19 protein-coding genes and 2 pseudogenes are annotated in these 23,570 nt (G+C 53.0%); 20 read left to right on the top strand and 1 reads right to left on the bottom strand.

The window, feature by feature from the left end; translation table 11 throughout:
- Positions 1-14: 14 nt before the first annotated feature.
- The 4 genes from VE009_RS00360 (at position 15) to VE009_RS00375 (ending at position 4,855) form a co-directional block, all read left to right on the top strand.
- Entirely contained in the window at positions 15-98 is an 84-nt protein-coding gene (locus VE009_RS00360) for an IS3 family transposase (RefSeq protein WP_414694749.1), read from the top strand.
- A 127-nt stretch (positions 99-225) separates the two neighbouring features.
- Complete coding sequence (locus VE009_RS00365; RefSeq protein WP_325005394.1) at positions 226-660, top strand: MarR family winged helix-turn-helix transcriptional regulator; 435 nt, start codon at positions 226-228, stop codon at positions 658-660.
- Between the two features lie 74 nt (positions 661-734).
- Positions 735-2,969: an ABC transporter ATP-binding protein gene (locus tag VE009_RS00370; protein ID WP_325005395.1), complete on the top strand. Its 2,235-nt coding sequence runs from the start codon at positions 735-737 to the stop codon at positions 2,967-2,969.
- The gene (locus tag VE009_RS00375; protein ID WP_349256546.1) at positions 2,966-4,855 is read left to right on the top strand and encodes an ABC transporter ATP-binding protein; all 1,890 of its coding nucleotides are present in this window, start codon (positions 2,966-2,968) and stop codon (positions 4,853-4,855) included. The genes VE009_RS00370 and VE009_RS00375 overlap by 4 nt, the downstream gene beginning before the upstream one ends.
- A 145-nt stretch (positions 4,856-5,000) precedes the next feature.
- Here VE009_RS00375 and VE009_RS00380 read toward each other — a convergent pair.
- Positions 5,001-5,515: pseudogene (locus VE009_RS00380) on the bottom strand (MFS transporter); the annotation flags it as partial.
- Between the two features lie 1,426 nt (positions 5,516-6,941).
- Between VE009_RS00380 and VE009_RS27180 the strand changes: the two are divergent.
- The 16 genes and pseudogenes from VE009_RS27180 to VE009_RS00455 all read left to right on the top strand — a co-directional run.
- Positions 6,942-7,313, top strand: a pseudogene (locus VE009_RS27180) (hypothetical protein); the annotation flags it as partial.
- 469 nt (positions 7,314-7,782) lie between these two features.
- Positions 7,783-8,232 (top strand): AraC family transcriptional regulator, encoded by a 450-nt coding sequence (locus VE009_RS00385; RefSeq protein ID WP_325005396.1) that lies wholly within the window; start codon positions 7,783-7,785, stop codon positions 8,230-8,232.
- 83 nt (positions 8,233-8,315) lie between these two features.
- Entirely contained in the window at positions 8,316-9,236 is a 921-nt protein-coding gene (locus VE009_RS00390) for a nucleoside hydrolase (protein WP_325005397.1), read from the top strand.
- Between the two features lie 19 nt (positions 9,237-9,255).
- Complete coding sequence (locus VE009_RS00395) at positions 9,256-10,515, top strand: ABC transporter substrate-binding protein (protein ID WP_325005398.1); 1,260 nt, start codon at positions 9,256-9,258, stop codon at positions 10,513-10,515.
- 75 nt (positions 10,516-10,590) lie between these two features.
- Complete coding sequence (locus tag VE009_RS00400; RefSeq protein ID WP_325005399.1) at positions 10,591-11,490, top strand: sugar ABC transporter permease; 900 nt, start codon at positions 10,591-10,593, stop codon at positions 11,488-11,490.
- A gap of 11 nt (positions 11,491-11,501) precedes the next feature.
- Complete coding sequence (locus VE009_RS00405; protein ID WP_325005400.1) at positions 11,502-12,380, top strand: carbohydrate ABC transporter permease; 879 nt, start codon at positions 11,502-11,504, stop codon at positions 12,378-12,380.
- A 22-nt stretch (positions 12,381-12,402) separates the two neighbouring features.
- The gene (locus VE009_RS00410) at positions 12,403-14,220 is read left to right on the top strand and encodes a family 43 glycosylhydrolase (RefSeq protein ID WP_325005401.1); all 1,818 of its coding nucleotides are present in this window, start codon (positions 12,403-12,405) and stop codon (positions 14,218-14,220) included.
- A gap of 254 nt (positions 14,221-14,474) precedes the next feature.
- Positions 14,475-15,743: an ABC transporter substrate-binding protein gene (locus VE009_RS00415; protein ID WP_325005402.1), complete on the top strand. Its 1,269-nt coding sequence runs from the start codon at positions 14,475-14,477 to the stop codon at positions 15,741-15,743.
- A gap of 66 nt (positions 15,744-15,809) precedes the next feature.
- The gene (locus tag VE009_RS00420) at positions 15,810-16,700 is read left to right on the top strand and encodes a sugar ABC transporter permease (RefSeq protein ID WP_325005403.1); all 891 of its coding nucleotides are present in this window, start codon (positions 15,810-15,812) and stop codon (positions 16,698-16,700) included.
- Position 16,701: 1 nt separating this feature from the next.
- Positions 16,702-17,520 (top strand): carbohydrate ABC transporter permease, encoded by an 819-nt coding sequence (locus tag VE009_RS00425; RefSeq protein ID WP_325005404.1) that lies wholly within the window; start codon positions 16,702-16,704, stop codon positions 17,518-17,520.
- Positions 17,521-17,556: 36 nt separating this feature from the next.
- Entirely contained in the window at positions 17,557-18,855 is a 1,299-nt protein-coding gene (locus tag VE009_RS00430; protein ID WP_325005405.1) for a sugar ABC transporter substrate-binding protein, read from the top strand.
- Positions 18,856-18,932: 77 nt separating this feature from the next.
- Positions 18,933-19,823 carry a sugar ABC transporter permease gene (locus VE009_RS00435; RefSeq protein WP_325005406.1) on the top strand — a complete coding sequence of 297 codons (891 nt, stop codon included), beginning with the start codon at positions 18,933-18,935 and terminating at the stop codon, positions 19,821-19,823.
- Positions 19,824-19,827: 4 nt separating this feature from the next.
- The gene (locus tag VE009_RS00440; protein ID WP_325005407.1) at positions 19,828-20,667 is read left to right on the top strand and encodes a carbohydrate ABC transporter permease; all 840 of its coding nucleotides are present in this window, start codon (positions 19,828-19,830) and stop codon (positions 20,665-20,667) included.
- Positions 20,668-20,689: 22 nt separating this feature from the next.
- On the top strand, positions 20,690-21,922 hold the full coding sequence (locus VE009_RS00445) for a Tm-1-like ATP-binding domain-containing protein (protein WP_325005408.1): 1,233 nt from the start codon (positions 20,690-20,692) through the stop codon (positions 21,920-21,922).
- A complete protein-coding gene (locus tag VE009_RS00450) occupies positions 21,919-22,761 on the top strand; it encodes a phosphoenolpyruvate hydrolase family protein (RefSeq protein WP_325005409.1) in 843 nt (280 codons plus the stop codon). Before VE009_RS00445 ends, VE009_RS00450 begins: the two co-directional genes overlap by 4 nt.
- 12 nt (positions 22,762-22,773) lie before the next feature.
- A complete protein-coding gene (locus VE009_RS00455; protein ID WP_325005410.1) occupies positions 22,774-23,568 on the top strand; it encodes a sugar phosphate isomerase/epimerase family protein in 795 nt (264 codons plus the stop codon).
- Positions 23,569-23,570: the final 2 nt, after the last annotated feature.

The following is a 23,570-nucleotide window of genomic DNA, read 5'->3' on the forward strand; positions in this document are numbered from 1 at the left end:
AAATTGCTGAGTACATCTTGTACTACAACACCGAACGTTTTCAGAAAAAACTCGGCGACCGCTCCCCAGTCGAATACAGGGAAACGATCGCCGCTTAACATACTCTTTTCTTACTGTCTACTTGACGGGGCTATGACCAAATCGCCAAGGCTTTGTTTTTTTAATTTGACAAAAGGACCCTTTCGACACATAATGTTAGTATCCTAACAATTGAAGGTGATTCAGATGCACCTGCCGAAGGCGGTCGGTTTCGAAATCAAGGTATTGTCGAACTTAATCAAACGGAACCTGGACGAAGCATCGTCGGAGGAAGGGCAAGACTCGCTCACGGGGATGCAGGGCTGGGTGATCGGATATGTGCTTGCGAACGCAAACCGCGAAGTGTTTCAGAAAGATATCGAAAAAGATTTCAACATTCGCCGGGCGACCGTGACCGGTGTTCTTCAGCTGATGGAACGCAACGGTCTTATTATTAGAGAGTCGGTGGCTTACGACGCTAGGCTGAAGAAAATTACGTTGACACCGAAAGCGTTGGAACTTCATGAACGGAACGTTCAACGATTTCTGGATTTTGAAGCCAAGCTGACGCGCGGGTTGAGCGAGGAAGAGATCGAGTTGTTTTATGCGATCGCGGAGAAGCTGAAGAAAAATCTAGAGTAGCGTTTTTTACCCGAATAGTTAGGGTTCTAACAGTAAGGGTGTGAACAAAAGGGCGAGTGGGAGGAACGTTGTTTATGAAACTCATGTTACGGTACCTGAAGCCGTTCGCGCTGACGCTGACGGTCACGATTGTATTCTTGTTTGTGCAGGTGCTATGCGATCTCGGATTGCCGAGATTAATGAGCGATATGGTCGACACCGGGATCCAGGCAGGGGGCATCGAGCAAGGAGCGCCGGAGGCGATCAGCGCCGAAGGGGTAGAACTGCTTACGGTATTTCTGAACGAGCGGGACGCCGCAACGTTCGTGTCCGGTTACGAGCTTGTTCCGGCAGGAACGAACGAAGTCGCGGATCGATATCCGGCGGCGGCAACGAAGGATATGTATCGGTTGGCGGAGGCGGACGGCGAAGAGGCGAAGGCGATGGATGCCGTCTATACGCGCGCGGCGCTAGCGCTGGCGCTCGCCATGCAGCAGCTGCAAGAGGAGCAGCCGGGTACGTCCGTTGCGCCGGCCGGCGTCCCCGACGGCGCGGCGTCCGTCCAAGCGGAGCAACTGTATGAGCTGACGTCGTTGCTGTCGCAGATGAAAGCTTCCGGCGAGCTGGACGCCGTGCTCGCGGCTGCGGCGGGCAACGTTTCGACGGGCGGACCGCAAATCGCTGTCGCGTTCACTCGGATGTTCTACGCAGAGCTCGGCGTTGATCTTCCGAAGCTACAGCGAGATTACATTTTACAAGTAGGCCTCAAAATGCTCGGGGTCGCGCTTCTCGGCGGAACGGCGGCGATCCTCGTCGGCTGGTTCGCCGCGAAGATCGGCACGTCCGTCGCGATGCGTTTGCGGCGCGATGTGTTCGAGAAGGTCGGGAAATTTTCGAGTACGGAATACGACCGCTTCTCCACGGCTTCGCTCATCACGCGCTCGACGAACGACGTACAGCAAATTCAACAACTGATTCTGATGGGTATTCGTATGCTGCTGTTCGCTCCGATCATGGGCATCGGCGGCATCATCCTTGCGATCCGCAGCAGCGTATCGATGAGTTGGATTATTGCGGTGGCGGTCATTTCAATCCTAGGACTCATCCTCATCATGTTTTCTTTGGCGGTGCCGAAGTTCAAGGTGCTGCAGAAGCTGGTCGACAAGCTGAATCTGGTCAGCCGCGAAAATTTGTCCGGCATGATGGTCATACGCGCGTTCGGCAACGAAACGTACGAGGAGCAGCGGTTCGAGCGAGCGAACGACGACCTGCGCAAGACGAATCGGTTCGTGCAGCGCACGATGGCGTTCCTCTTTCCCGCGATGATGCTTGTGATGAACTTGATCACGGTGCTTATTATTTGGGTCGGGGCGCACCAGATCGCGGCGTCCGAGCTGCAGATCGGCGATATGCTCGCGTTCATGCAATATGCGATGCAGATCATCATGTCGTTCTTGTTCATGTCGATGATGTTCCTAATGGTGCCTCGAGCGCTCGTCTCCGCGGAGCGGATCCGGGAAGTGCTCGACACTGATCTTACGATTCGCGACCCGCAGCAGGCGAAGACGTTGGAACGGGGCGCCGACCGGGTCACTGTAGAGTTCCGGAACGTATCCTTCCGGTACGGCAATGCGGAGGAAGACGTACTGCACGACATCTCGTTCACGGCGAAGCCCGGACAAACGACGGCAATCATTGGAACGACCGGCTCGGGCAAGTCGACGCTCGTGAACCTTGTGCCGCGCTTCTATGACGTCACCGAAGGTTGCATTACGCTGAACGGAACGGACATCCGGGAGCTAACGCAAGCGGAGCTGCGCGAGCGGATAGGCTATGTGCCGCAGAAAGGAGTCCTGTTCGCGGGCGATATCGCCTCCAACGTTCGATACGGGAAAGAGTCGGCCGACGAAGGGGAGATCCGCGAAGCGCTGGAGGTCGCGCAGGCGAAGGCGTTCGTCGACAAACTTGAGGAAGGCGTCGCTTCGCCGATCGCGCAGGGCGGGACGAACGTCAGCGGGGGCCAGCGGCAGCGCCTCGCGATTGCCCGCGCGTTGATTAAGAAAGCGCCGGTTTACATCTTCGACGACAGCTTCTCGGCGCTGGACATGAAGACGGACGCGGCGCTGCGGAAGGCGCTGAAGACGTTCACCGCGGACGCAACCGTGCTCGTGGTGGCCCAGCGGGTCAGCACCATTAAGAACGCGGAGCAAATTATCGTGCTCGATCAAGGCCGTGTCGTCGGCAAGGGCACTCATCAAGAGCTATTGGCCGGTTGCCCGACGTATCGGGACATCGCGGAATCGCAGATGACGAAGGAGGAATTGGCATGAGCGGGTCCGGCAGCCATAACCGACCGAAGCACGACGCCCCGCCGAAAGGTCCCATGGGCGGGCCGCCCGGGGGGATGGGCAAGTTCGAGAAAGCGAAGGACTTCAAAGGCGGGATGAAGAAGCTCCTTTCGTATTTGACGCCCTTCCGGTGGCAGCTCGTCGCCGTTGCGTTCCTCGCGGTCGGCGCGACCGTCTTTACGATCGTCGGGCCGAAAATTCTCGCGATGGCGACCGACGAGCTGGCGGCCGGCATCGGACGGATGATGCGCGGCGAGGAAGCGGCGATCGACTTCGGTTTCATCGGTACGATCGCGGTTGCTTTGCTCGGCATTTTCCTGCTCGGCGCGGCGTTCAGCTACGTGCAGGGCCATGTGATGGCGAACGTCGCGACGAAGATGTCGTACCATCTTCGGAACGCGATCATGCGCAAAATCCATCGCATGCCGCTCGGCTATTTCCATCGGAACAGCCAAGGCGACGTGTTGTCCCGGGTCACGAACGACGTCGATACGATGGAGCAGGCGCTTAGCCAAAGCATTACGCAGCTTCTGACGTCGCTTGCGACGGTCATCGGCGTCACCGCGATGATGCTGACGATCAGCTGGCAGCTGACGTTGATTGCGCTCGTGATGGTGCCGGTCTCGATGTTCCTCGTGATCGCCTTGGTGCGGGTGTCGCAGAAACATTTTCGCAATCAACAGAAATTCCTCGGTCTCGTGAACGGACAGGTGGAAGAGACGTACGGCGGATTTCTCGTCATGAAGGCGTTCAATGGCGAGCGGAAGGCGCTCGAGCGGTTCGACGCGGAGAACGAGAAGCTGGCGGACAGCGCCAAGAAAGCGGAGTTTTTCGCCGGGCTCATGATGCCGGTCATGATGTTCGTCGGCAACCTCGGGTACGTCGCGGTCTGCATCGTCGGCGCGTCGCTGGCGGCGAACGGCAGGGTGAGCATCGGCGGCATTCAGGCTTTCATTCAGTACGTGCGGAACTTTACGCAGCCGATTATCCAAATGGCGAATTTATCGAGTCAGCTGCAGCGGATGGTCGCGGCGGCGGAGCGGGTGTTCGAGTTTCTGGATGAGGACGAGGAGGAGGAGCGCACGGGCGCGGCGCCGATCGAGTCGACGGCGATCCAGGGCAACATCCGGTTCGAGCATGTGCGGTTCGGTTACGAGCCGGGGAAACCGATCATTAAGGATTTCTCGCTAGACGTGAAGGCCGGGCAGCGCGTCGCCATCGTCGGTCCGACCGGAGCGGGGAAGTCGACGATCGTCAAGCTGCTGATGCGATTCCACGAGCTCGACGGCGGCGCGATTTATGTGGACGGGCGCGATTTAACGTCGTTCAAGCGGCAGGACATCCGGACGAAGTTCGGCATGGTGCTGCAGGACACGTGGCTGTACAATGGCACAATTATGGAAAATATCCGGTACGGACGGTTGGATGCATCGGACGGGGAGGTCGTCGAGGCGGCGAAGGAGGCGCAGGCGGACCATTTCATCCGGACGCTGCCGGACGGCTACCGGATGGAACTGAACGAGGAAACGAGCAACGTTTCGCAAGGGCAGAAGCAGCTGCTGACGATCGCGCGAGCGATTCTGGCGGATCCGCGGGTGCTCATTTTAGACGAAGCAACGAGCTCTGTCGATACGCGCACGGAAATCCTTATTCAGAAGGCGATGGATCGGCTGATGCAAGGTCGGACCAGTTTTATCATCGCGCACCGGCTGTCGACGATACGGAACGCAGATTTGATTCTTTGCATGAACGAAGGCGACATCGTCGAACAAGGCACGCACGAGGAATTGATGCGCCGCGGCGGATTTTACGCGAATTTGTACAACAGCCAGTTCGAGCAGCCGGAGGCGGAGCCTGTGGCGGGGTAGGCTGTTGGATCGCAGCGGTCAGACGGAATGGGAGCGGATTCGATATCGAGTCCGCGTCACTTAACCCATGAATGGATGCGCAATCGCCACTTCCGATTGCGTTCCCCTTCCCCTCCACCGGAAGATCTCATACCCTACAAATGAATTCGGTTCGCTCGGACATGATGGTAACTAACAGCGACGTTCCGACGGCTCCGGCGACTTGACGAATTGTATAACTGATTGCTGTGCCATGCGGGTTTAGCCGTTTCAGCAGTTGATTTAAACCCGCGGTTTGAATCGGCATGATGAATAATGCCATTCCGATTCGACGCGCCGTAGAAATGAGAAGAAGATAGGTATAACTCGTGGAGTCCGTTAAATTGATAACACCCTAAGGTCGTTACAATCGTAATGAGTAAATCAGTAATCGAAAGCCATTTTGCTCCGAATTTGTCAAATAGCTTCTCGGTGACAGGCATGAACATCCCCATCATAAGCGCGCAAGGGAGCAGCAGCAAAACCGGTTTCTAGAGCGGTAAAACCGCGTGCATTTTGCAAATAAATCGGTAGCAGCATCATGTCGGCGTACATGACTACCGTAACAGCAATTCCAATAACCGTTGTCAAAGAAAACATGTTGTACTTAAAAGCCTTTAAGTCGAGCAACGGGGTAGAGGAACAGCGGGATAGCACGGTTTTCCAGGATTTAAATTCCATCTATTTGTGAAACATCACAGGCTTTAATATCACCGGTACGTTATAGCGCTTCTATAAAGCAGAATTGTCAGCGTGAAAGCCGAGAAGCGGCGGGACCATATCGAGGAAATATTCGCCGAGCGCACTCGGGACATTCAATTCTTCTCCGCGGACTTTTAAGCGACGGCTGCGGAAACACTCCGCCACCAAGCGGATTCACATCGGTCTGTCTCGAAACAATACCGACGAAGTGAATGAGGGATGTATAAACTTTCGGCGTCGTTCAAATTTGTCTTATGGCAACACAGACGAATTCGTAGAGTACGTCCCAAGCCCAAGCCTCGATTCGAATTTTAACGAATGGAAGCGAACCGTACCGCGACCGCATTCCCTTAACTCCAGGGGGGCGGTCTTATTTCTGTTTCGATGAGTTGAGTTTCGCAACTCATGTAACACACTTCGATTAGGTATGTACTTAGCATGGTGTAAATCAATATACGCACTAACAGTATTGTATTATCTGCAAATTCAAGGTGTTTAAAGGAATATTGGTTTCAAAATAAGCTCTCTATATAAATGGTATGTAATTAAATGTCGGAGGGAAACGAACACTTTTCCCCCGTCATTGTAAACAAAAAAAACAAGGTGGTAGTATGAGTTTCATAACTCATCATATGATATTGACATAGTCATTTTATTCATGTCCAAAAAAGAATGCGGTTTCGACTCGAGATGGCGGACAACGGGGAGAAGGATATGAAGGTTTTAGTCAGCACGAAAGTATTAAGCGAACTGACGGAAAAGATTCAAAATGGTGATTGGAAACCGGGAGAGAAGCCTTCGTTATCCGCCTAGCTTCCGAATTCCCTATTAGTGTCTCTACGTTGCGGGAAGTCAATTTTGAAAGAAAAGGGTTACATTCGTTTTGGCTCACAGCTATTGGCGCTCAGACGATATGTTTGAATTAAGCGGGGTGTCGTTTTGGAATATGTCCTCGCTGTTGGAGTTTCGGAATTTACTAGAGCCGGAGACGCTCACCTCGCTGCAGAACGGGGTTCGGTTTGGCAAATTAGACGAATTAAAGAAGCGGCGAACCGGATGCATGAGAATGTGGAGAGGCTGAGGGTTACTTAAGTGTCGATATCGCCCACGAGTAATCGTCGAAGCCTGCGCCAACGAAATTATGATTCGGATCCCTAGCAGCGTCCCAAATTTCCACATGTTGACCGCGCTGGCCATCGAGCACCGTAATTCCCAAATGGCAAAGGAGGATGAGTTTCCATTTAAACGATGTGCAAAACTACTTTTCAGTAGGCAACCTAGGCATGTACTATCTTCCCTCTCCGACTAAGAGGTTCCCGGACGGTGCACAACTTCAGCCCGTGTATGCTATGAAAGATCAAGGCTAATGAGAAGAAACGGCGTTCTTCCTCCCGATTTGTTATGTAGTGTTCAGTACAGATGATGGCTTCTAATCCGGTGTCAGTAAAGATTTTGCGAGATTCAGGGGCGGATAACGTATAATATGCCAACGGTCCTCACCTCCTCCCCAAGCTGGCGTTCGTCAGTCCGTAAATCTGCCGATGGACTTATACGTTGAAGTTCCGGATATGTTCAGCGGATTCATTCGTCATTATGAAATTCCCGAAATCATTCGAATTCTATTCCCCAATTACATTAAGTTTGCTCCCCGTAATCATCCCGACGTATATCCTTCCGGTAACATCTTGAGTCTGTAAACATATCTTTGTGCCGCGAAAGGGTTCGTCGCGCTGCGCTGTCACCAAACCGTTTATGGTACCGAGTTTGTTAGATCGGGACCGTAAAGAGCTGTGTGGACAGGTTACGGGGACCCCAGACAGGACGTTGGATGAAACGTTTGGAATTCAACATTCCCGTATTGCGATCATCGGCGGTTCTGCCGATCATCCTACACATATTCTCGATCATCAGACGGTAGCGAAAGCGTAATCAGCTTGTTCTAACAGTCGGTTGAAGAAGGCACCTGAGTTTCATCGTTGTGATTTCCGGGTAAGGACCTGAGGCGTTCGGAATACCGGAGATGCTGAAGCCCATCTTGGGGGTTACAGGGGGGATGGACTACTCGGCATCTGGTACGCTTCTATCATCAATCGTCGGTTACGGGATTCTTCTTGTTAAGCGTTAGCGCAGTCGGGCATGGGAAGCTAGGTGTTGGTCGACCGAAAGCCGAGCGCTCTAACTCTTTTTTTTTCGAGGAGGAACGGGGCATGATTGATTCCGATGAGTCTCTTGAACAATGGCTGGAGCTTCAGAACCGTTATATCCAGGATTTGGTTCGCAGGAAAGAAGAAGAATCCAATCAAAGAAGAAAAAGCAATATCGACGAAATTAAACACTTCATCGACCAAAAATATATGGAAATGCTGACGCTCGATAACATCGCAAATCATTTCTATTTTAACAAAGAGTACTTATGCCGTGCTTTCAAGCGCAAGACGGGCTCGACGGTGACGAAATATATCACACAAAAGCGAATCGAAAAATCGATTCAGTTGTTGGCGCGCACGTCGTTGCCGATCAAAGACATAGCCGAAGCGGTCGGCTACTCCGATTTGCAATATTTCTATAGACTCTTCAAGAAAATGACGCAAAAGACGCCGATGCAGGTTCGCGAAAACCCAACTGCCTTCAGTCAATATCGTCCAACGGAAAGGTAAAGAATATCCAATGAAATTAAAGCGTTTCCATAATAATCTGAAGTCGTAACGGAAAGCGTTATTTTACAAGGGAGGGATGCAGCGTGGAAATACCCAGAATGCGCCCCGACGAGATTGTACGAAAACTCGCTTATCCCGGCGGCGCGGTTCGTATGGTACTGGACACGGATACATACAACGAAGTCGATGACCAGTTCGCCTTAGCATACGCGTTAGCTTCCAAAGAACGGCTGCGGTTGGAAGCCGTGTATGCGGCGCCGTTCCGGAATGATCGGGCGGCCACTCCGAAAGAAGGGATGTTGAAAAGCTACGAAGAAATCCAGCGAATCTTTCAGTTGACCGGGTACGAGACATTACCTAAGGTGTGTAAGGGCTCGGAGCGCTTCCTCGCCGACCTGGCGACGCCGGAAGAAAGTGAATCGGTTCGAGACCTGATCGAGAGAGCGATGAACGGCAGCGACGACGATCCGCTTTACGTCGTAGCCATCGGGGCTATCACCAATGTCGTCTCCGCAATTCTTCTTGAACCCCGTATCATCACGAAGATCGTCGTCGTCTGGCTTGGCGGCAATCCGTTGCATTGGCCTCATACGAAAGAATTCAACATGCTTCAAGATCCAATTGCCGGAAGATTCCTTTTTGACTGCGGCGTTCCCTTGGTCCAAATCCCTTGTTTCGGGGTCGCCTCCCACCTTACTGTCACGCCTTATGAGCTTCAGGCCGTTCTCGAAGGACGCAATCCGATGTGCGACGCGCTTGTCTCGATGTTTAAGGAATACGACACCGATTGGTACGGAAAGGCGAAAAAGCTATGGGATGTAGCTGCGATTGCTTATCTCGTAGATGAGAGGTGGGTACCGACCCTGACGGTCGAAAGCCCGATCGTAACCGAACGGGTGACGTGGGGAAAGGGGGAAGGCAGGCACTTTATCAAGTCGGCGCTGTACGCTCGACGCTCACCCATTTTCCGAGATCTCTACACAAAGCTAAGTGGTTTGTACTGAAGATAAGGAGGGTTTCGATATGAAACGTCCGATTACGTTCACGGCGCTGGCGTCCGTGGTTCTAATAACGGCTTGTTCGACGGGAGGTTCCTCGGGAGGGGGCAAGGCGGTTCTCGATTTCTGGAACGGCCATACCGCTTCGGATGGAGAGGTAATGAAGGAAATTATAAAACGTTATAACGAAACGAACGAAGACAACATCGAAATTAAAGTGGATATTATGCCGTGGGACACCTTCTTTCAAAAGCTCCCCCCGGCGATCGCAACCGACACGGCGCCGGCGCTCGTCGATTTCGGCACGGGGCGGATCGCCGAATACGTAAAATCGGGTTCGATCATGTCCCTCGACGACTTCTGGTCGGAAACGGGGTTAAACGAGAGCGATTATGATCCTAACGTACTCGAACTCGGGAAGTATGACGGGAAATATTATATGCTTCCTTTGCAATATAACGGAATTTATTTGTATTGGAACAAAACGCTATTCAAAGAGGCCGGACTCGACCCGGAAAAACCGCCGGAAACGTGGGAGCAGCTCGCCGAATACGCCGTAAAACTCACGGACCCGTCAAAAAATCAGTACGGGCTCGGGCTTCCGATTAAGACGGCACCGCAGTATTTCGTTCCGCTGATTTGGAGTAACGGCGGCGAAGTTGCGGATGTCGAAGAGAAGAAGTCGCTTCTAAATTCACCGGAAGTCATTGCGTCCATGGCCATGCTTCAAGATTTAGCCGTAAATAAGCAGGTTACCCCGAAGGCGGCGACGGGTCCTGACTTGGATAATCTCATGACGAGCGGTCAAATTGCAATGTATATCAATGGGCCGTGGCTCGTCAGCGGTCTGCGGGACGGCGGTATCGACTTCGGCATTACCGCGCCGCCTGCCGGAACGGTAACTCAAGCCAATATGATCGCAGGCACTTATTTTGCCCTTCCGTCCTCCACGTCGGAGAGCGATAAGAAGGCTGCATACAAATTTATCAAGCATTGGATGTCCGCCGAAATTACGAAGGAATGGTCGATGCGTAACGGCTTCCCTCCGTTCCACAAGGATGCTATCGAGGATCCCGAGGTGAAGGCGGATCCAGTGCTCTCCTCCATCTCGGCGCCGAGCAAAGTGTCCAAAGCGCTGCTCCCGGGATACGCCGGAGCGGCGAACATCAACTCGGATGCGCTCTGGCCTATGATCGAGGAATTATTCATCGGCGGGGCTACGCCGGAAGATGCGGTGAGGAAGGCATCGGATAAGATCGACGAAATTTTGCGAACGGTCGAATAGCAAAGCATGAAACGGTCTCCTGTCGCCTCCGTTTTGAGGCGGCAGGAACCAAACCGGAAACGGATGTGATGTGAAATGAAGCAAAGGTTGAGTTACTTCGTGGGACCGACGGGTGCCGCTTATGTCTTCCTGCTGCCGGCAATGGCCATCTTCTTCATCTTCATGGTAATTCCGCTGATCGCTTCGCTGGTGATGGGGCTGTTTTCGATCGACATCTTCCTTAAGAACATTAAATTCGTTGGTCTCGACAATTTTACGAAGTTGTTGGGAGACGACCGATTCTGGAATTCTCTAAAGAATACGCTGTATTTTACGGTGCTGGAGATGCCCTTGCAAGTCGCCGTCGGATTAATCGCCGCCGTGCTGCTCTCCAAGCCTACAAAATTCAGGAAAGCATTGAGGACGACGTATTTTATCCCGGTGGTTTGCTCCCTGACCGCCATGGGGATTTTGTGGTCCATGCTGCTCGACCCGAATCTCGGCATGATTCCTTATTTTTTTGAGAAGCTCGGGTTTCCCAAAATTGCTTTCTTGAAGGAACCGAATCTGGCCATGCCTACGGTAGCCGTCATGAGCGTATGGAAAAACTTCGGGTTTACGATGGTCATCCTGCTGGCAGGCATTCAGGGCATCTCCGAATCATATTACGAAGCGGCGGAAATCGACGGCGCTTCGAAGATGAAGCAGTTTTTCCATATCACGATTCCGTTATTGATTCCCGCGTTAAGCTTCTGCATCATTACGAACACTATCGGCTGCTTGCAGGTGTTCGACCAAGTGTACGTCATGACGCAGGGAGGACCTCTGTTCCGAACGGAAACGATCGTACAGTATATCTACAATGCCGGGTTTACGTTAGCGCCGTTCGACTTGGGTTACGCCTCCGCCATTGCGGAAGTACTGCTCGTCATCATCGTTGTCATCACCTTGCTGATGCACCGTTTCTTTGCAAAGCGAGAGACCACAGAGTTTTAGGAGGGCAGGTTATGACCGACATCGGGCTGAGCAGATCGACCCCGGATGCCAAGCGGGTCATAAGCGGCTTCGGCGAATGGTTCGGGAGAGCCTTCGCAGCCCTTTTATTATTGGGATTGGCGGTTAGCGTCGTGTTTCCGTTCGTGTGGCTGCTCTTGTCCACTTTTAAGAACGACGGGGAGATTATTCAATATCCGCCGAAGCTGTTTCCGGGCGAGTTCACCATTTCCCAATACGTCCATGTATGGGAGAGTATTCCGCTTCTTAGCTTCCTTCGAAACACACTGATTTTCTCCGTAAGCGTTACGGTGATTTCACTCTTTATCGACTCTATGGCCGGTTATGCTTTTGCGAGGTACAGGTTTCCCGGAAGGGGCATGTTGTTTGCCTTCATTCTGATTTCCATGATGATTCCGTTCCAAGTTATCATGATTCCATTATTCGTCGAAGTGTATAAGCTTGGGATGCTGAATACGTTCATCGGTTTGATCTTGCCCCGGGCGGCCAGCGCATTCGGGATTTATATGATGAGGGCGTTTTTCGTGTCGCTGCCGAAGGAGCTCGAAGAGTCCGCTAGAATCGATGGGTTGCGCGAGTTTGGAATATATTGGCGAATCATGATGCCGCTTTGCACTCCGGCTCTCATTACTTTGGCGATCATTCATTTCATGGGGGCGTGGAACGATCTTCTTTACCCGCTCATGCTTACCAGTTCTACGGAGATGAGAACGTTATCCGCCGGACTGGCCATGTTCGTGGGAGAACGTGTCATCCAATACGGACCAACGCTGGCCGCGGCGTTCTTATCCATCCTCCCTCTGTTGATCGCGTTCGGCTGCGTGCAACAGTACTTTATTCGGGGCGTCGCGATGACCGGGTTGAAAGGATAATCCATCGTAAGGAGTGGTACCTATGCCATTCGTTCTTTGTTACACGAAAGAAGGGGAGGACAAATATCGGGATCTCAACGATTCCATGCATCTTGCGCTGAGTTACAACGGTAAGGAATTTGTTCCGCTTCGCCACAATACCGGTATTTTATTTCCCGAAGCCGATTTGAATGACGGTTCTATGCCGGGATGTACAAAAACCTTACTATATCCTTGGCTGTTCCGCTTCAAAGACGGGGGCGTCGGAGTCGTTGCCGTCCGTCGTAACAATGCTAACCGACCCGATCCGCTGAGTATCGGTTCAATCATGCTCTACCGGTCCGATAACTTCACGCATTACAAGTTCGTAGGATTTGTTGCGTTAGACAGCAGCGAAATCCAAAATCCACGCTGCCGCTATGAGGAAGCAACCGATGCATATCGCATCGAGTGGGAGACCTCTGAGGGCGTCTTTGGAGGATATACCGAGGATTTTACCGCCATCGCCGAAAAGGCACCCTGCCAATCTTCCTTTGAAGCAGCAGGCGATTACGGGATCCCGGACGCGGTACCCGGCAATGTCGTTGCTATCACCATGGAGGAAGCGAAGCACATCGAACATACGTTGGGTGTTATTTACAACACCGGGGTGAAACCGATCGAAGTGACGGTTCATGTTGGTGACACGTTGGATGTGCTCAAGCTTCCGAAGGCAATCTGTGAATATAACGACGGCTCCGAGCACAGCATGCCAGTTGACTGGGATCGGGCGACGCTTGAAAGCATCGATACATCCGAACCCGGCGAGTACACTGTGCCCGGAAGGATTATCCAGAAGGTATATCCCTTCCCTTTCATCGAGCACGCTTCCGACCCTTGCATTTTTAAATACTTTAATAAGTATTTCTTCATGGCAACAGGAAGAAGAAGCGTAAATGTTCGCGTCAGCGATACCATTGACGGTCTTAGGGATGCTGAAATCATTGAAATTTATAAAATACCCGAGGAAGATCAAGAGTCCGGCAACATGTGGGCTCAGGAGATGCATATCATTAACGGCATTCCATATGTTTTTACGACTATCGGCAAAAACAATATGTGGAATACGGTGCAAAGCGTGATTCTTCGTTGCAACGGCGACCCGACGGACCCGACCGCATGGGAGGCGCCTCGTTATGTCGTGAAAGCAGACGGTACCATATTGAACGAGAATGGCATCACGCTGGATATGACTTATTTTTGTATCGATGATGTTCATTATGTCTCATGGTCCAACCGCGATATTTTGTACAACGGGGATAATCGCAACGAATACGGCACCTCGAACGGTCCCGCAGATATTTACATCGCTACGATCGATCCGAACGCGCCTTGGCAGCTTACGTCGGACCCCGTATGCATATGCCGTCCCATCTATGGATGGGACCGAATTGAGACGGAGGTCGACGAAGGGCCCTATTTATTAAGACATAACGATGATTTATTTATAACCTTCTCCGGTTCCAGCGTCGGCGTCCTTTACTGTGTCGGGTTGCTTCATGCAAAATACGGAAGCGATTTGCTGTCGCCTGAATCCTGGACGGAAACACCATACCCTATCCTTACAAAGGAAAGTATCCCGGGCCAGTACGGCCCTGGACATAATAACTTCATTAAGGATCCCGACAGTGACGATGACTTAATCGTGCTGCATGCAAGGCCATATGCTACAGGGCAGGACGAAAATCCTAGACATGCTACGATCAGGCGTGTTCACTGGAATGCGGGAGGATATCCGGTATTAGAAATGACCCCCGAACAGGAACTGAATCCGCAATTTGCCAATGTATCTGTTAAAATTCGTGTAATTAATGTAACCTAATACGTTCACGGAGGCATCCCATAGCAAACATATGGGATGCTTATCTTTTATTAGTCGAAAGGAAATCAAAATTGCTTCGTCGAAATTGGAACGACCCAGGAGGAGGGGAGACCTCTTCCCTTCAACCTGTCAATAATACTCAAGTGGTGAGCAAGAATTTGCATGTAAGCGCTTAACGCCCTTCGATAAGATAAAGATGCAAAAGAAAAACACGAAAGAGGGGATTGAGTACATTGAAGAGGAAGCTTCATCGAATGACCGTTCTCACGTTGCTCGTAGCCATGGCGGCCGGTTGCTCGGGCACTGCGGGCGGGGGCGAAAGCGTCGGTAGCACGCCGGCGGGAGGAGAAAGCAGCTCGGGCGAGAAGGTAACCGTAAGCATCTTGTCGTGGTTTAACGAAGCCGCCATGAAACCGGTGATGGACGAGTTTATTAAGGAAAATCCGAACGTCACGTTCGATTTCCAATACGCTCCTCCGGTAAAAGATTACGTAGAAAAGTTGAAATCGATGATGTTCGCAGGTACCGCCCCCGATATCGTGTTCCAGTGTTACGAAAATAAAATGGATTTGGTCAACGGAAATTATTTGGTCGACTTGACCGGCCAGCCGTTCATCGAAGGCCTTTCTGAATTCAACCGTGCCACGTATACGGTGGATGGGAAAATTTACTCGTTCGGTCCAACCACCTGGGTTGGCGGTTTAATCTACAACGTCGATATGTTCGAAGAAGCCGGTATTACGGCCGAACCGCAGACGTGGGAACAATTCCTCGACGTCTTGGCGAAGCTTAAAGCCCACGGCGTGAAGCCGCTGATCGGGAATGTCAACGACGCAGCCGTTAACATCGTTACTCCACTGTACGCGAACGAGACGTTATCCCAGGATGCGGCATTCGACGAGAAGCTGATGTCCGGTGAGAAGACGTTCGCGGAAGGCTGGACGAAGCCGCTCCAGATGTTTTACGAAGGATTGGTTCAACCCGGGTACTTAACTGGCGATATGCTGCCGCTCCAAAGCGATCAAGTGCTGAACGAGTTCATTAACGGAAATGTTGCGATCATTCAAGGCGGGACGTGGACGATTAAAGATTTGCGCAAGAAAAGCCCGGAGATGAACGTCAAGATGATGCCGGTCCCAGGCGAGTCGGCAGGAACGGCAACGTATTTCGGCGCCTCCGACGCATCGCTCGCCATCAATAGCAAATCGAAAAACAAGGAAATCGCCATGAAGTTCCTCGAGTTCGTAGCTTCCCCGAAAGGGTTGGAGCTTTATTTCAAAGGAACAGGCAACATCATCACGGCGCAAGGCTACGTGCCGGAAGTAGACCCGTCCCTGTCTTCCGCTTACGAAGGCATGAAAGCCGGCAATCTGTACATTCCGATGGGCGGCTGGACGAAGCATACAGAAGCGCTACGCAACCAGTACGTCATCTCGTTGCAAGACATGGTCGTCGGCAAAATTACTCCGCAGGAAGCCGCGGAAAGTATGGATAAGAAATTCAATGAATTGGAAGGGAATTAACTCCGCTGGCGTTGATCAAGCGGGAATACTCCGTGCACGGAGCTTCCCCGCGAAAGGGGGATACACGTGAAGCCAGGTAGAAGTCTATCGACGTTCCTGCAATATCAACTGTTTTTCCTTCCAATTATAGTCGTCTACAGCGTTTTTACGATGTATCCTCTGCTAAAAACCTGGCTTCTCAGCTTCACGAATTTCGACGGCTATAACCCTAACTACAAGTTCATAGGCATAAAAAATTACGTCGCGATTTTCTATGACGAAGCGATTCTCTCCGCGCTTTCGTTCACATTACTGTATACGGTGCTTTCGGTCGTGTTGACCACCGTCGTGGCGATTCCGCTCGCTATCGTTCTTAATATGAACACGTACACGAAGAACCTGCAGCGCTCGGTCTTTTTCTTTCCTTCGGTCATGAGCGGCTTGCTGATCGGTTACGTATGGGGTTACATTTTCTCCCCGCTGGAATCCGGTGTGCTGAACACATTCCTCACTAGCGTGCTCGGGCTTGAGCCGGTATCCTGGTTATCGGATCCGACACTCTCGCGACTGAGCTCCGTCATCGTCCATGTCTGGGCGATCGCGGGCTGGCACGCGGTGCTGTATCTGGCGTTCATGCAGTCGATCCCGAAGGATTATTACGAGGCGGCGAGTATTGACGGGGCGACGGCGCTACAACGAGTAAGGTTTATTACGATTCCGTTGCTGCGCAACGCGATGGCCGTCAGCGTCATGCTCATTCTAACGGGCAGCCTGAAGGTGTATGAAATCCCATTCGCGTTGACGAACGGCGGGGGACCGGGTTACACGAACTACACGATCACCCAGGTGACGATCCTTAGGGGCATCTCGGAACTTCAGATGGGGAAAGCGGCGGCGATGTCGATCGTGTTCTTCCTGATGGTCATGGCGTTTACCTTCCTGCAGTTCCATACGATGCAGAAAAACGGGGAGGATTAAAATGGCGAATCGGAAAATGTGGTTGGCCGACGTGCTCATGCTTCCCGTCTGGCTCTTATTTTTCGTCCCGTTCTACGTGCTGCTCGTGAATACGTTCAAGACGTCCGCTGAAGCCAGCCTCAGCATGGTAGCGCTTCCGAAACACTTCACGTTCGCCAACTACGTGAAGGCTTTCGAAAACACACCCGTAGTACAAAGCTTCTTTAACACATTGACAATTACGGGGTGTTCAGTCGCACTCATTGTGCTCTTCGGGGCAATGGCTGCCTATCCGGTCGTCTTTCGAAAGAACAAATGGCATTCGTTCCTGATGTACTACTTAATGACCGGATTTTTGATCCCGTTCCAGTCAATTCTCGTGCCGTTGTACATCCTTATGCGGGATTTACAGCTGCTAAACAAACTGAGCGGCATGATCATGTTCAACACGGGCGGGGCGGTGTTTTCGTTCGTCCTGATTATGAACTATATGAAGTCGATTCCGAAGGAGCTCGCGGAGGCGGCAACGGTGGACGGGTGCTCGATATTCCGAATGTTCTGGTCGATCGTGCTGCCGCTCCTGAAGCCGGTGACGGTGACGGCAATCATCTATCACACCATTTGGATTTGGAACGATTTCCTCGCGACGTCGTTGTTTATCAACTCTCAGTCCAACTCGACGCTCGTTATGCAAATTTATGCGGCGAAAGGGGAGTTTAACGTCGATTGGCCTTCGTTCCTCTCTCTGACCGTACTTACCGTCCTGCCGGTTGTCGTGTTTTTCTTATCGATGCAGCGTTACGTTATTAGCGGTCTAGTGGCCGGCGCAGTGAAGTCGTAAGTGGCATTTAATCTATCCACTGCAGGAGGGAATTCCATGTTGAATCGGAAAACGCTTAGTTTGGCGACCGTGCTCGGCGCGACCGCCGTATTCGCAGGTTGCTCGGAGAGCGGGACGACGCCGGACGAAGCCACGGCGTTAACCTTTTGGACGTTTCACGAAGCGCATGCCGGGTTTTTCGAACTGATGGCCGAAAGATGGAACGAAGCACATCCGGACGAACCGATCAATCTCACCACGACGACGCATCCTTACGAAGAACAGCACAATAAGCTGCTCATCTCGCTGCAGTCGGGTGTCGGCGCACCGGATCTCTCAGATATCGAAATATCGAAGTTTCCGAACTTCTTGAAAGGCGAGCAGCTTCAAATCGAGGACTTAACCCCAATGGTTGAGCCGGTGCGGGACAAATTCGTCGAGGCTCGGTTCGACATTTACAGCAAAGGCGACAAAGTGTACGGCCTGCCGTACCACGTAGGTGCGACAGTCGTTTACTACAACATGGATATTATGAATCAAGCCGGCGTGAACCCGGATGATATCCGCAGCTGGAACGACTATGTGGAAGCCGGCAAGAAAGTGGCAGCGGCGACCGGCGTGCCGATGACGAGCGTCGAGACGACGGACCAATGGTCGTTCTGGCCGCTCATCTCGCAGCAAGGCTCTGACTATTTCGACGCCGACGGCAACCTCATCCTCGACAATGACACAAATATTAAGACGTTAGAGTTCCTGTACAACATGGTGCACCGCGATAAGATCGCGGTCATCGCTCCGGGCGGCTTCCACCATTCCGAAGAGTTCTACGGCTTCATGAACCAAGGCGGCATCGCTTCGATCACGATGCCGATGTGGTACGGCGCCCGAATCGCGGAAAACATGCCCGATCTAAAAGGGAAGATCGCGATCCGCCCGATGCCCTACTGGGAAGAAGGCGGCAACCGGTCGGCCGGCATGGGCGGCACCGCTACGGTCGTCACGAATCAGACGAAGCATCTAGATCTTACGAAGAGGTTCCTCGAGTTCGCGAAGCTTTCCGAAGAAGGCGCTATCGAAATTTGGAACAGCATCGGCTACGATCCCGCCCGCTGGGACGTTTGGGATTCGGAGAAAATGAACGCGAGCAACAAGCTAACCGATTTTTACGGCAACGGCATATTCGATACGTTGTCGGAGATCAAGGACGAAATTAATCCGGTCCACATGACGGAGACGTTACCGCTCGTCTCCGACGCTGTGAAGAAGAACGTCATGTTCCGCGTGCTGGAGGAGCAGTCGCAGACGCCGGCGGAAGCGTTGAAAGCGGCGGCGGACGAAATTCGGAGTCAACAATAATCCAACATTCGGCAGTGCCAGAATTCCGCCTGCGGAATTCTGGTTCAACTGCCGGTCGCGGGAGAGGGGTGCCAAACATGAAACCGCGAACGAGCATCTGGTATTCCCAAAAGAAAATGCCATACGTCTTTATCGCGCCGTTTATCGTTTCCTTTTTCCTATTCCAGCTTTACCCGATTTTAAATTCCTTCATTATGAGCTTTCAGTATATCGTGCCGGGGAAAGTGGAGTTTATCGGCTTCGGAAATTACAGAAATTTGTGGAATCCGCAGTATTTCCAGGCGCTGAAAGTAAGTGCGGGGTACACGTTTTGGATTTTGGCCGTACTCATTCCCTTGCCGCTGCTGTTTGCCGTATGGCTGAATTCGCCGAGACTTCCCGGGCGCAATCTGTTCCGCTCGACGCTGTTCATTCCGGCGCTCACGTCCATCATTGCAGCGGGCGCCATCTTTCGCCTGATCTTCGGCACGTTGGAGACGTCGCTCGCCAATTCCATTCTCGTCGGAATCGGCATGGAGCCGCAAAAATGGACGATGCGGGCCGGCACCGGAATGATGCTCATGGTGCTCCTCTCGTCGTGGCGGTGGCTCGGGGTGAACGTTCTTTATTTTTTGTCGGGATTGCAAAATATTCCGAACGACCTGTACGAGGCGGCCGACATCGACGGAGCCAACGCTTGGAACAAATTTTTTCGAATTACGCTGCCGTTGTTGAAACCGGTATCGATTTACGTGCTGACGATCAGCATTTACGGCGGGTTATCCATGTTCACGGAAAGTTACGTATTTTGGTCTAATAAATCGCCGGGCGATCTCGGACTCACGATTGTTGGGTATTTGTATCGTCATTCGTTCGAGCTTTTCAACCTTGGGTTCGGTTCGGCGATCGGCGTCAGCTTGCTGTTCCTTGTGCTGTCGATCAACTTGATTCAACTGAAGTTCTTCGGATTGTTTGGGAAGGGGGAGTAACGGGATGATGTTTCTAAAGACTCGGGGCGTACCTTCGATCCAATTCGTGTTCTTTACGCTGCTCGGCTTGGCGACATTGTTCCCGTTCTTCTGCTTGTTTCTGGCTTCGTTCAAGCCGGCGAGCGAATTGCTCCGATACGGGCTCAATCTTAAGCTTCAGGCCGACGTGCTGACGCTCGACAATTATGTGTATCTTATGACCGGCGGAACGAGCTACTTGAGGTGGTACGGCAGCAGCATTTTCATTACCGTCGTGCATACCGCGCTTTGCTTGTTTCTCTCCTCCGTCGTCGGTTACGCCTTGGCGGTGTATTCATTCCGGGGACGCAATGTGACGTTTTTGCTCGTCTTGTTCGTGTTGATGCTGCCGGTCGAAATTATGATTTTGCCGTTGTATAAGCTCTTGATCGGTTTTCAGATGATCGATTCGTACAGAGGCGTCATTTTGCCGTTCGTCGTATCGCCGTTCGCGATCTTTTTCTTCCGCCAGTATGCAAGCGGTTTACCCAAAGATTACCTAGACTCGGGGCGGGTCGACGGCTGCTCGGAATTCGGGCTGTTTCTTCGCATTATGGTACCGCTCATGGCGCCGGCGTTCGGGGCGATGGCGATTTTGCAAGCGCTGAACAGCTGGAACAACTTTCTTTGGCCGCTGATCGTGCTGCGGACGGACGCGAAGTTTACTCTGCCGATCGGGTTGTTCAGCATGATGACGCCGTACGGCAACAACTATCAGGTGCTGCTGGCCGGTTCGGTGCTGTCGGTCGTTCCTGTACTTGTTTTGTTTTTCTTCTTCCAACGCTACTTTATCTCCGGGTTGACGCTTGGAGGGGTGAAAGGATAACCGTGATCGGGAGGCGATAGGAATGAATCAAACGGTATTGTTAATCGGTACGTTCGATACGAAGGGAATGGAGTACGCGTTCGTTCGCGATCGGTTACATAGTCTCGGCCTGCGTACGCTCCACGCCAATATTGGGGTTATGGGCGACAGCGACGCCATTCGTTCCGACATTACGGCGGAGGAGATTGCGGCGGAAGCGGGCGCCGCGCTGCCCGAGCTTCGTGCCAAGGGAGACCGCGGCTTCGCGATGCAATCGATGGGGCGCGGCATGGCGAAATTGGCGCGGCGGCTGTACGAAGAAGGCCGTTTCAGCGCGGTGTTCGGCATGGGGGGCACCGGCGGCAGCTCCGTCGTCGGCGAAGCGATGCGCGCGTTGCCGTTCGGCGTGCCGAAGGTGCTCGTCTCGACCGTTGCGAGCGGCGACACCCGTCCGATCGTCGGCACACGCGACATTACGTTGATTCCGTCGGTCGTCGACGTTGCCGGCATCAACTCGATCAGCCGCATCGTGCTCACCCGCGCAGCCGGGGCGGTCGCCGGGATGATTAACGCGGGAGCCTCGAAAGAAGCGGCTGACAAACCGATTGTCGGCATTACGATGTTCGGCAACACGACGAAGTGCGTCGATCGGTGCCGACAGCAATTGACGGAGAAAGGCTACGAGGTGCTCGTGTTCCACTGCACCGGCACGGGCGGACGCACGATGGAAGAGCTGGTCAAGGACGGATTGATTTCCGCCGTGCTGGATATTACGACGACAGAGTGGGCTGACGAAATCGCGGGCGGCGTATTCGCCGCCGGACCGAATCGGCTCAGCGCGCCGGGGGAGGTCGGGATCCCGCATCTGATCGTGCCCGGGTGCGTCGACATGGTCAACTTCGGACCGAAGGAGACGGTACCCGCCCGGTACGCCGATCGTCAGTTCCACGTCTGGAACGCGAACGTGACGCTCATGCGGACGAATGTCGAAGAGAATCGGCGAATGGGTGAAATATTCGCCGAAACTGCGAACCGTGCGATAGGTCCACGTGCGTTTCTGCTGCCGCTCAAGGGCGTTTCGATATTGGACAGCGAGGGCGGCGAATTTTGGCAGCCGGAGGCAAACCAGGCATTGTATGATGCGCTGCGCCAACAGCTCGCGCCTGGTATCCGGGTCGCGGAGGCCGACTTGAACATTAATGATCCCGCGTTCGCGGACAAAGCCGTTTCGATGTTTTTGGAATTGATCGCGGAGAAGGAGAGAACAAACCGATGAAGATCGAACGGAAGCAGATTTTGGAACGATTGCGCAACAAAATCGCGGAGCGTCAACCGATTATCGGCGCGGGAGCGGGGACGGGCATCTCGGCCGCTTGCGAGGAAGCGGGGGGTGTCGATCTGATCGTCATTTACAACTCAGGTCGTTTCCGGATGGCGGGCCGCGGTTCGCTCGCGGGGTTGATGCCGTACGGCGACGCGAACGCAATCGTTATGGAGATGGCGGGCGAAGTGCTCACGATCGTTAAGCATACGCCGGTACTGGCGGGAGTCTGCGGCACCGACCCGTTCCGAAGCATGGACGTGTTCTTGAAGCAGGTGGCGGAAGCCGGGTTTTCGGGCGTGCAAAACTTCCCGACCGTCGGACTTTGCGACGGCATGTTCCGCGCCAATCTCGAAGAGACCGGCATGAGTTACCAGAAGGAAGTGGAGATGGTTCGACTTGCGAATCGGATGGGCTTGCTTACGACGCCTTACGCGTTCAACGAAGATGAAGCCAGAAGAATGGCCGAGGCGGGAGCCGACATCGTCGTCGCGCACCTTGGACTGACGACGAAGGGCAACATCGGAGCCAAAACGGCGATGCGGCTGGAAGAGACGCCGGAAGCCGTTCAGCGAATGGCGGACGCGGCGAAATCGGAAAACCCGGACGTCATCGTTCTTTGCCATGGGGGCCCGGTTTCGGAACCGGAGGATGCGGAATACGTGCTGCAACGAACGAAGGGGGTTCACGGCTTCTACGGTGCTTCTAGCATGGAGCGGCTTCCGGTGGAAGTCGCCATTACGGAACAAATCCGGAAGTTCGCTGCCATTAAGTTGAACGACTCGAACGGGTGAGGAGGAGAAGCTTTGGAGAAAACGATAAAGGTCGGCATATGCAGCCTGCTTTGGGGCAACCCGCGGGGCGACGACTTGGTCCCATGGCTGAAGGAAGTGAAAGCGCTCGGATACGACGGTGTGTCCGGTTTTGCTGACTGGGGATGGGAGTCGTATATCGACGACGGCGATTCGTTCCGGACGACGCTTGCGGAGCAGGGGTTGGAGCTGGCGAGCATGATTGTCGGCATTCATTTCAATTTCGATAGATATCGCAAGGTATTCTCGTTCATGAAGGCGAATAACTGTGTAAACCTCGTTTGTCTCGGCGCGTTCGGCAAGGGGGAATCCGATTACGGCATGGTCGGAACGTTCCTCAGTTACCTCGGTCGGGAGGCGCGGCCGTACGGCATCCGCGTACATTATCACAACCATACCGATAACACCGGCGAAAGCTTTACCGATATGGAGAAGCTGCTCGCTGCAACCGACCCGAAGTTCGTTTCCGTCATGTGCGACGTCGGTCACGCGACGAAAGACTTTGTTGAGCTTCCGGTGCGGGAGCGAGCGTCCGCGTTCCTAGATTCGTACCGGGAACGGATGAGCTTCATTGAATTGAAAGATTTTAACGAAATCACCGGCCTCAACACGCCGCTGGGCGAGGGACATTGCGATTTCGAAGCGGTATTCACCTACATGAGAACGCTTCCGTACCGAGGGTGGGTCGTTGTCGAGCAGAATGGGCATGAAGGCAAAAGCAAGGGCAGAGACCCCCGGGAGTGTGCAGCCATCAGCAGACAGTTCATCAAACAAGGATTGGGGATATAACT

The sequence above is a fragment of the Paenibacillus sp. genome, from assembly GCF_035645195.1.
In the GTDB taxonomy this organism is placed as follows: domain Bacteria; phylum Bacillota; class Bacilli; order Paenibacillales; family YIM-B00363; genus Paenibacillus_AE.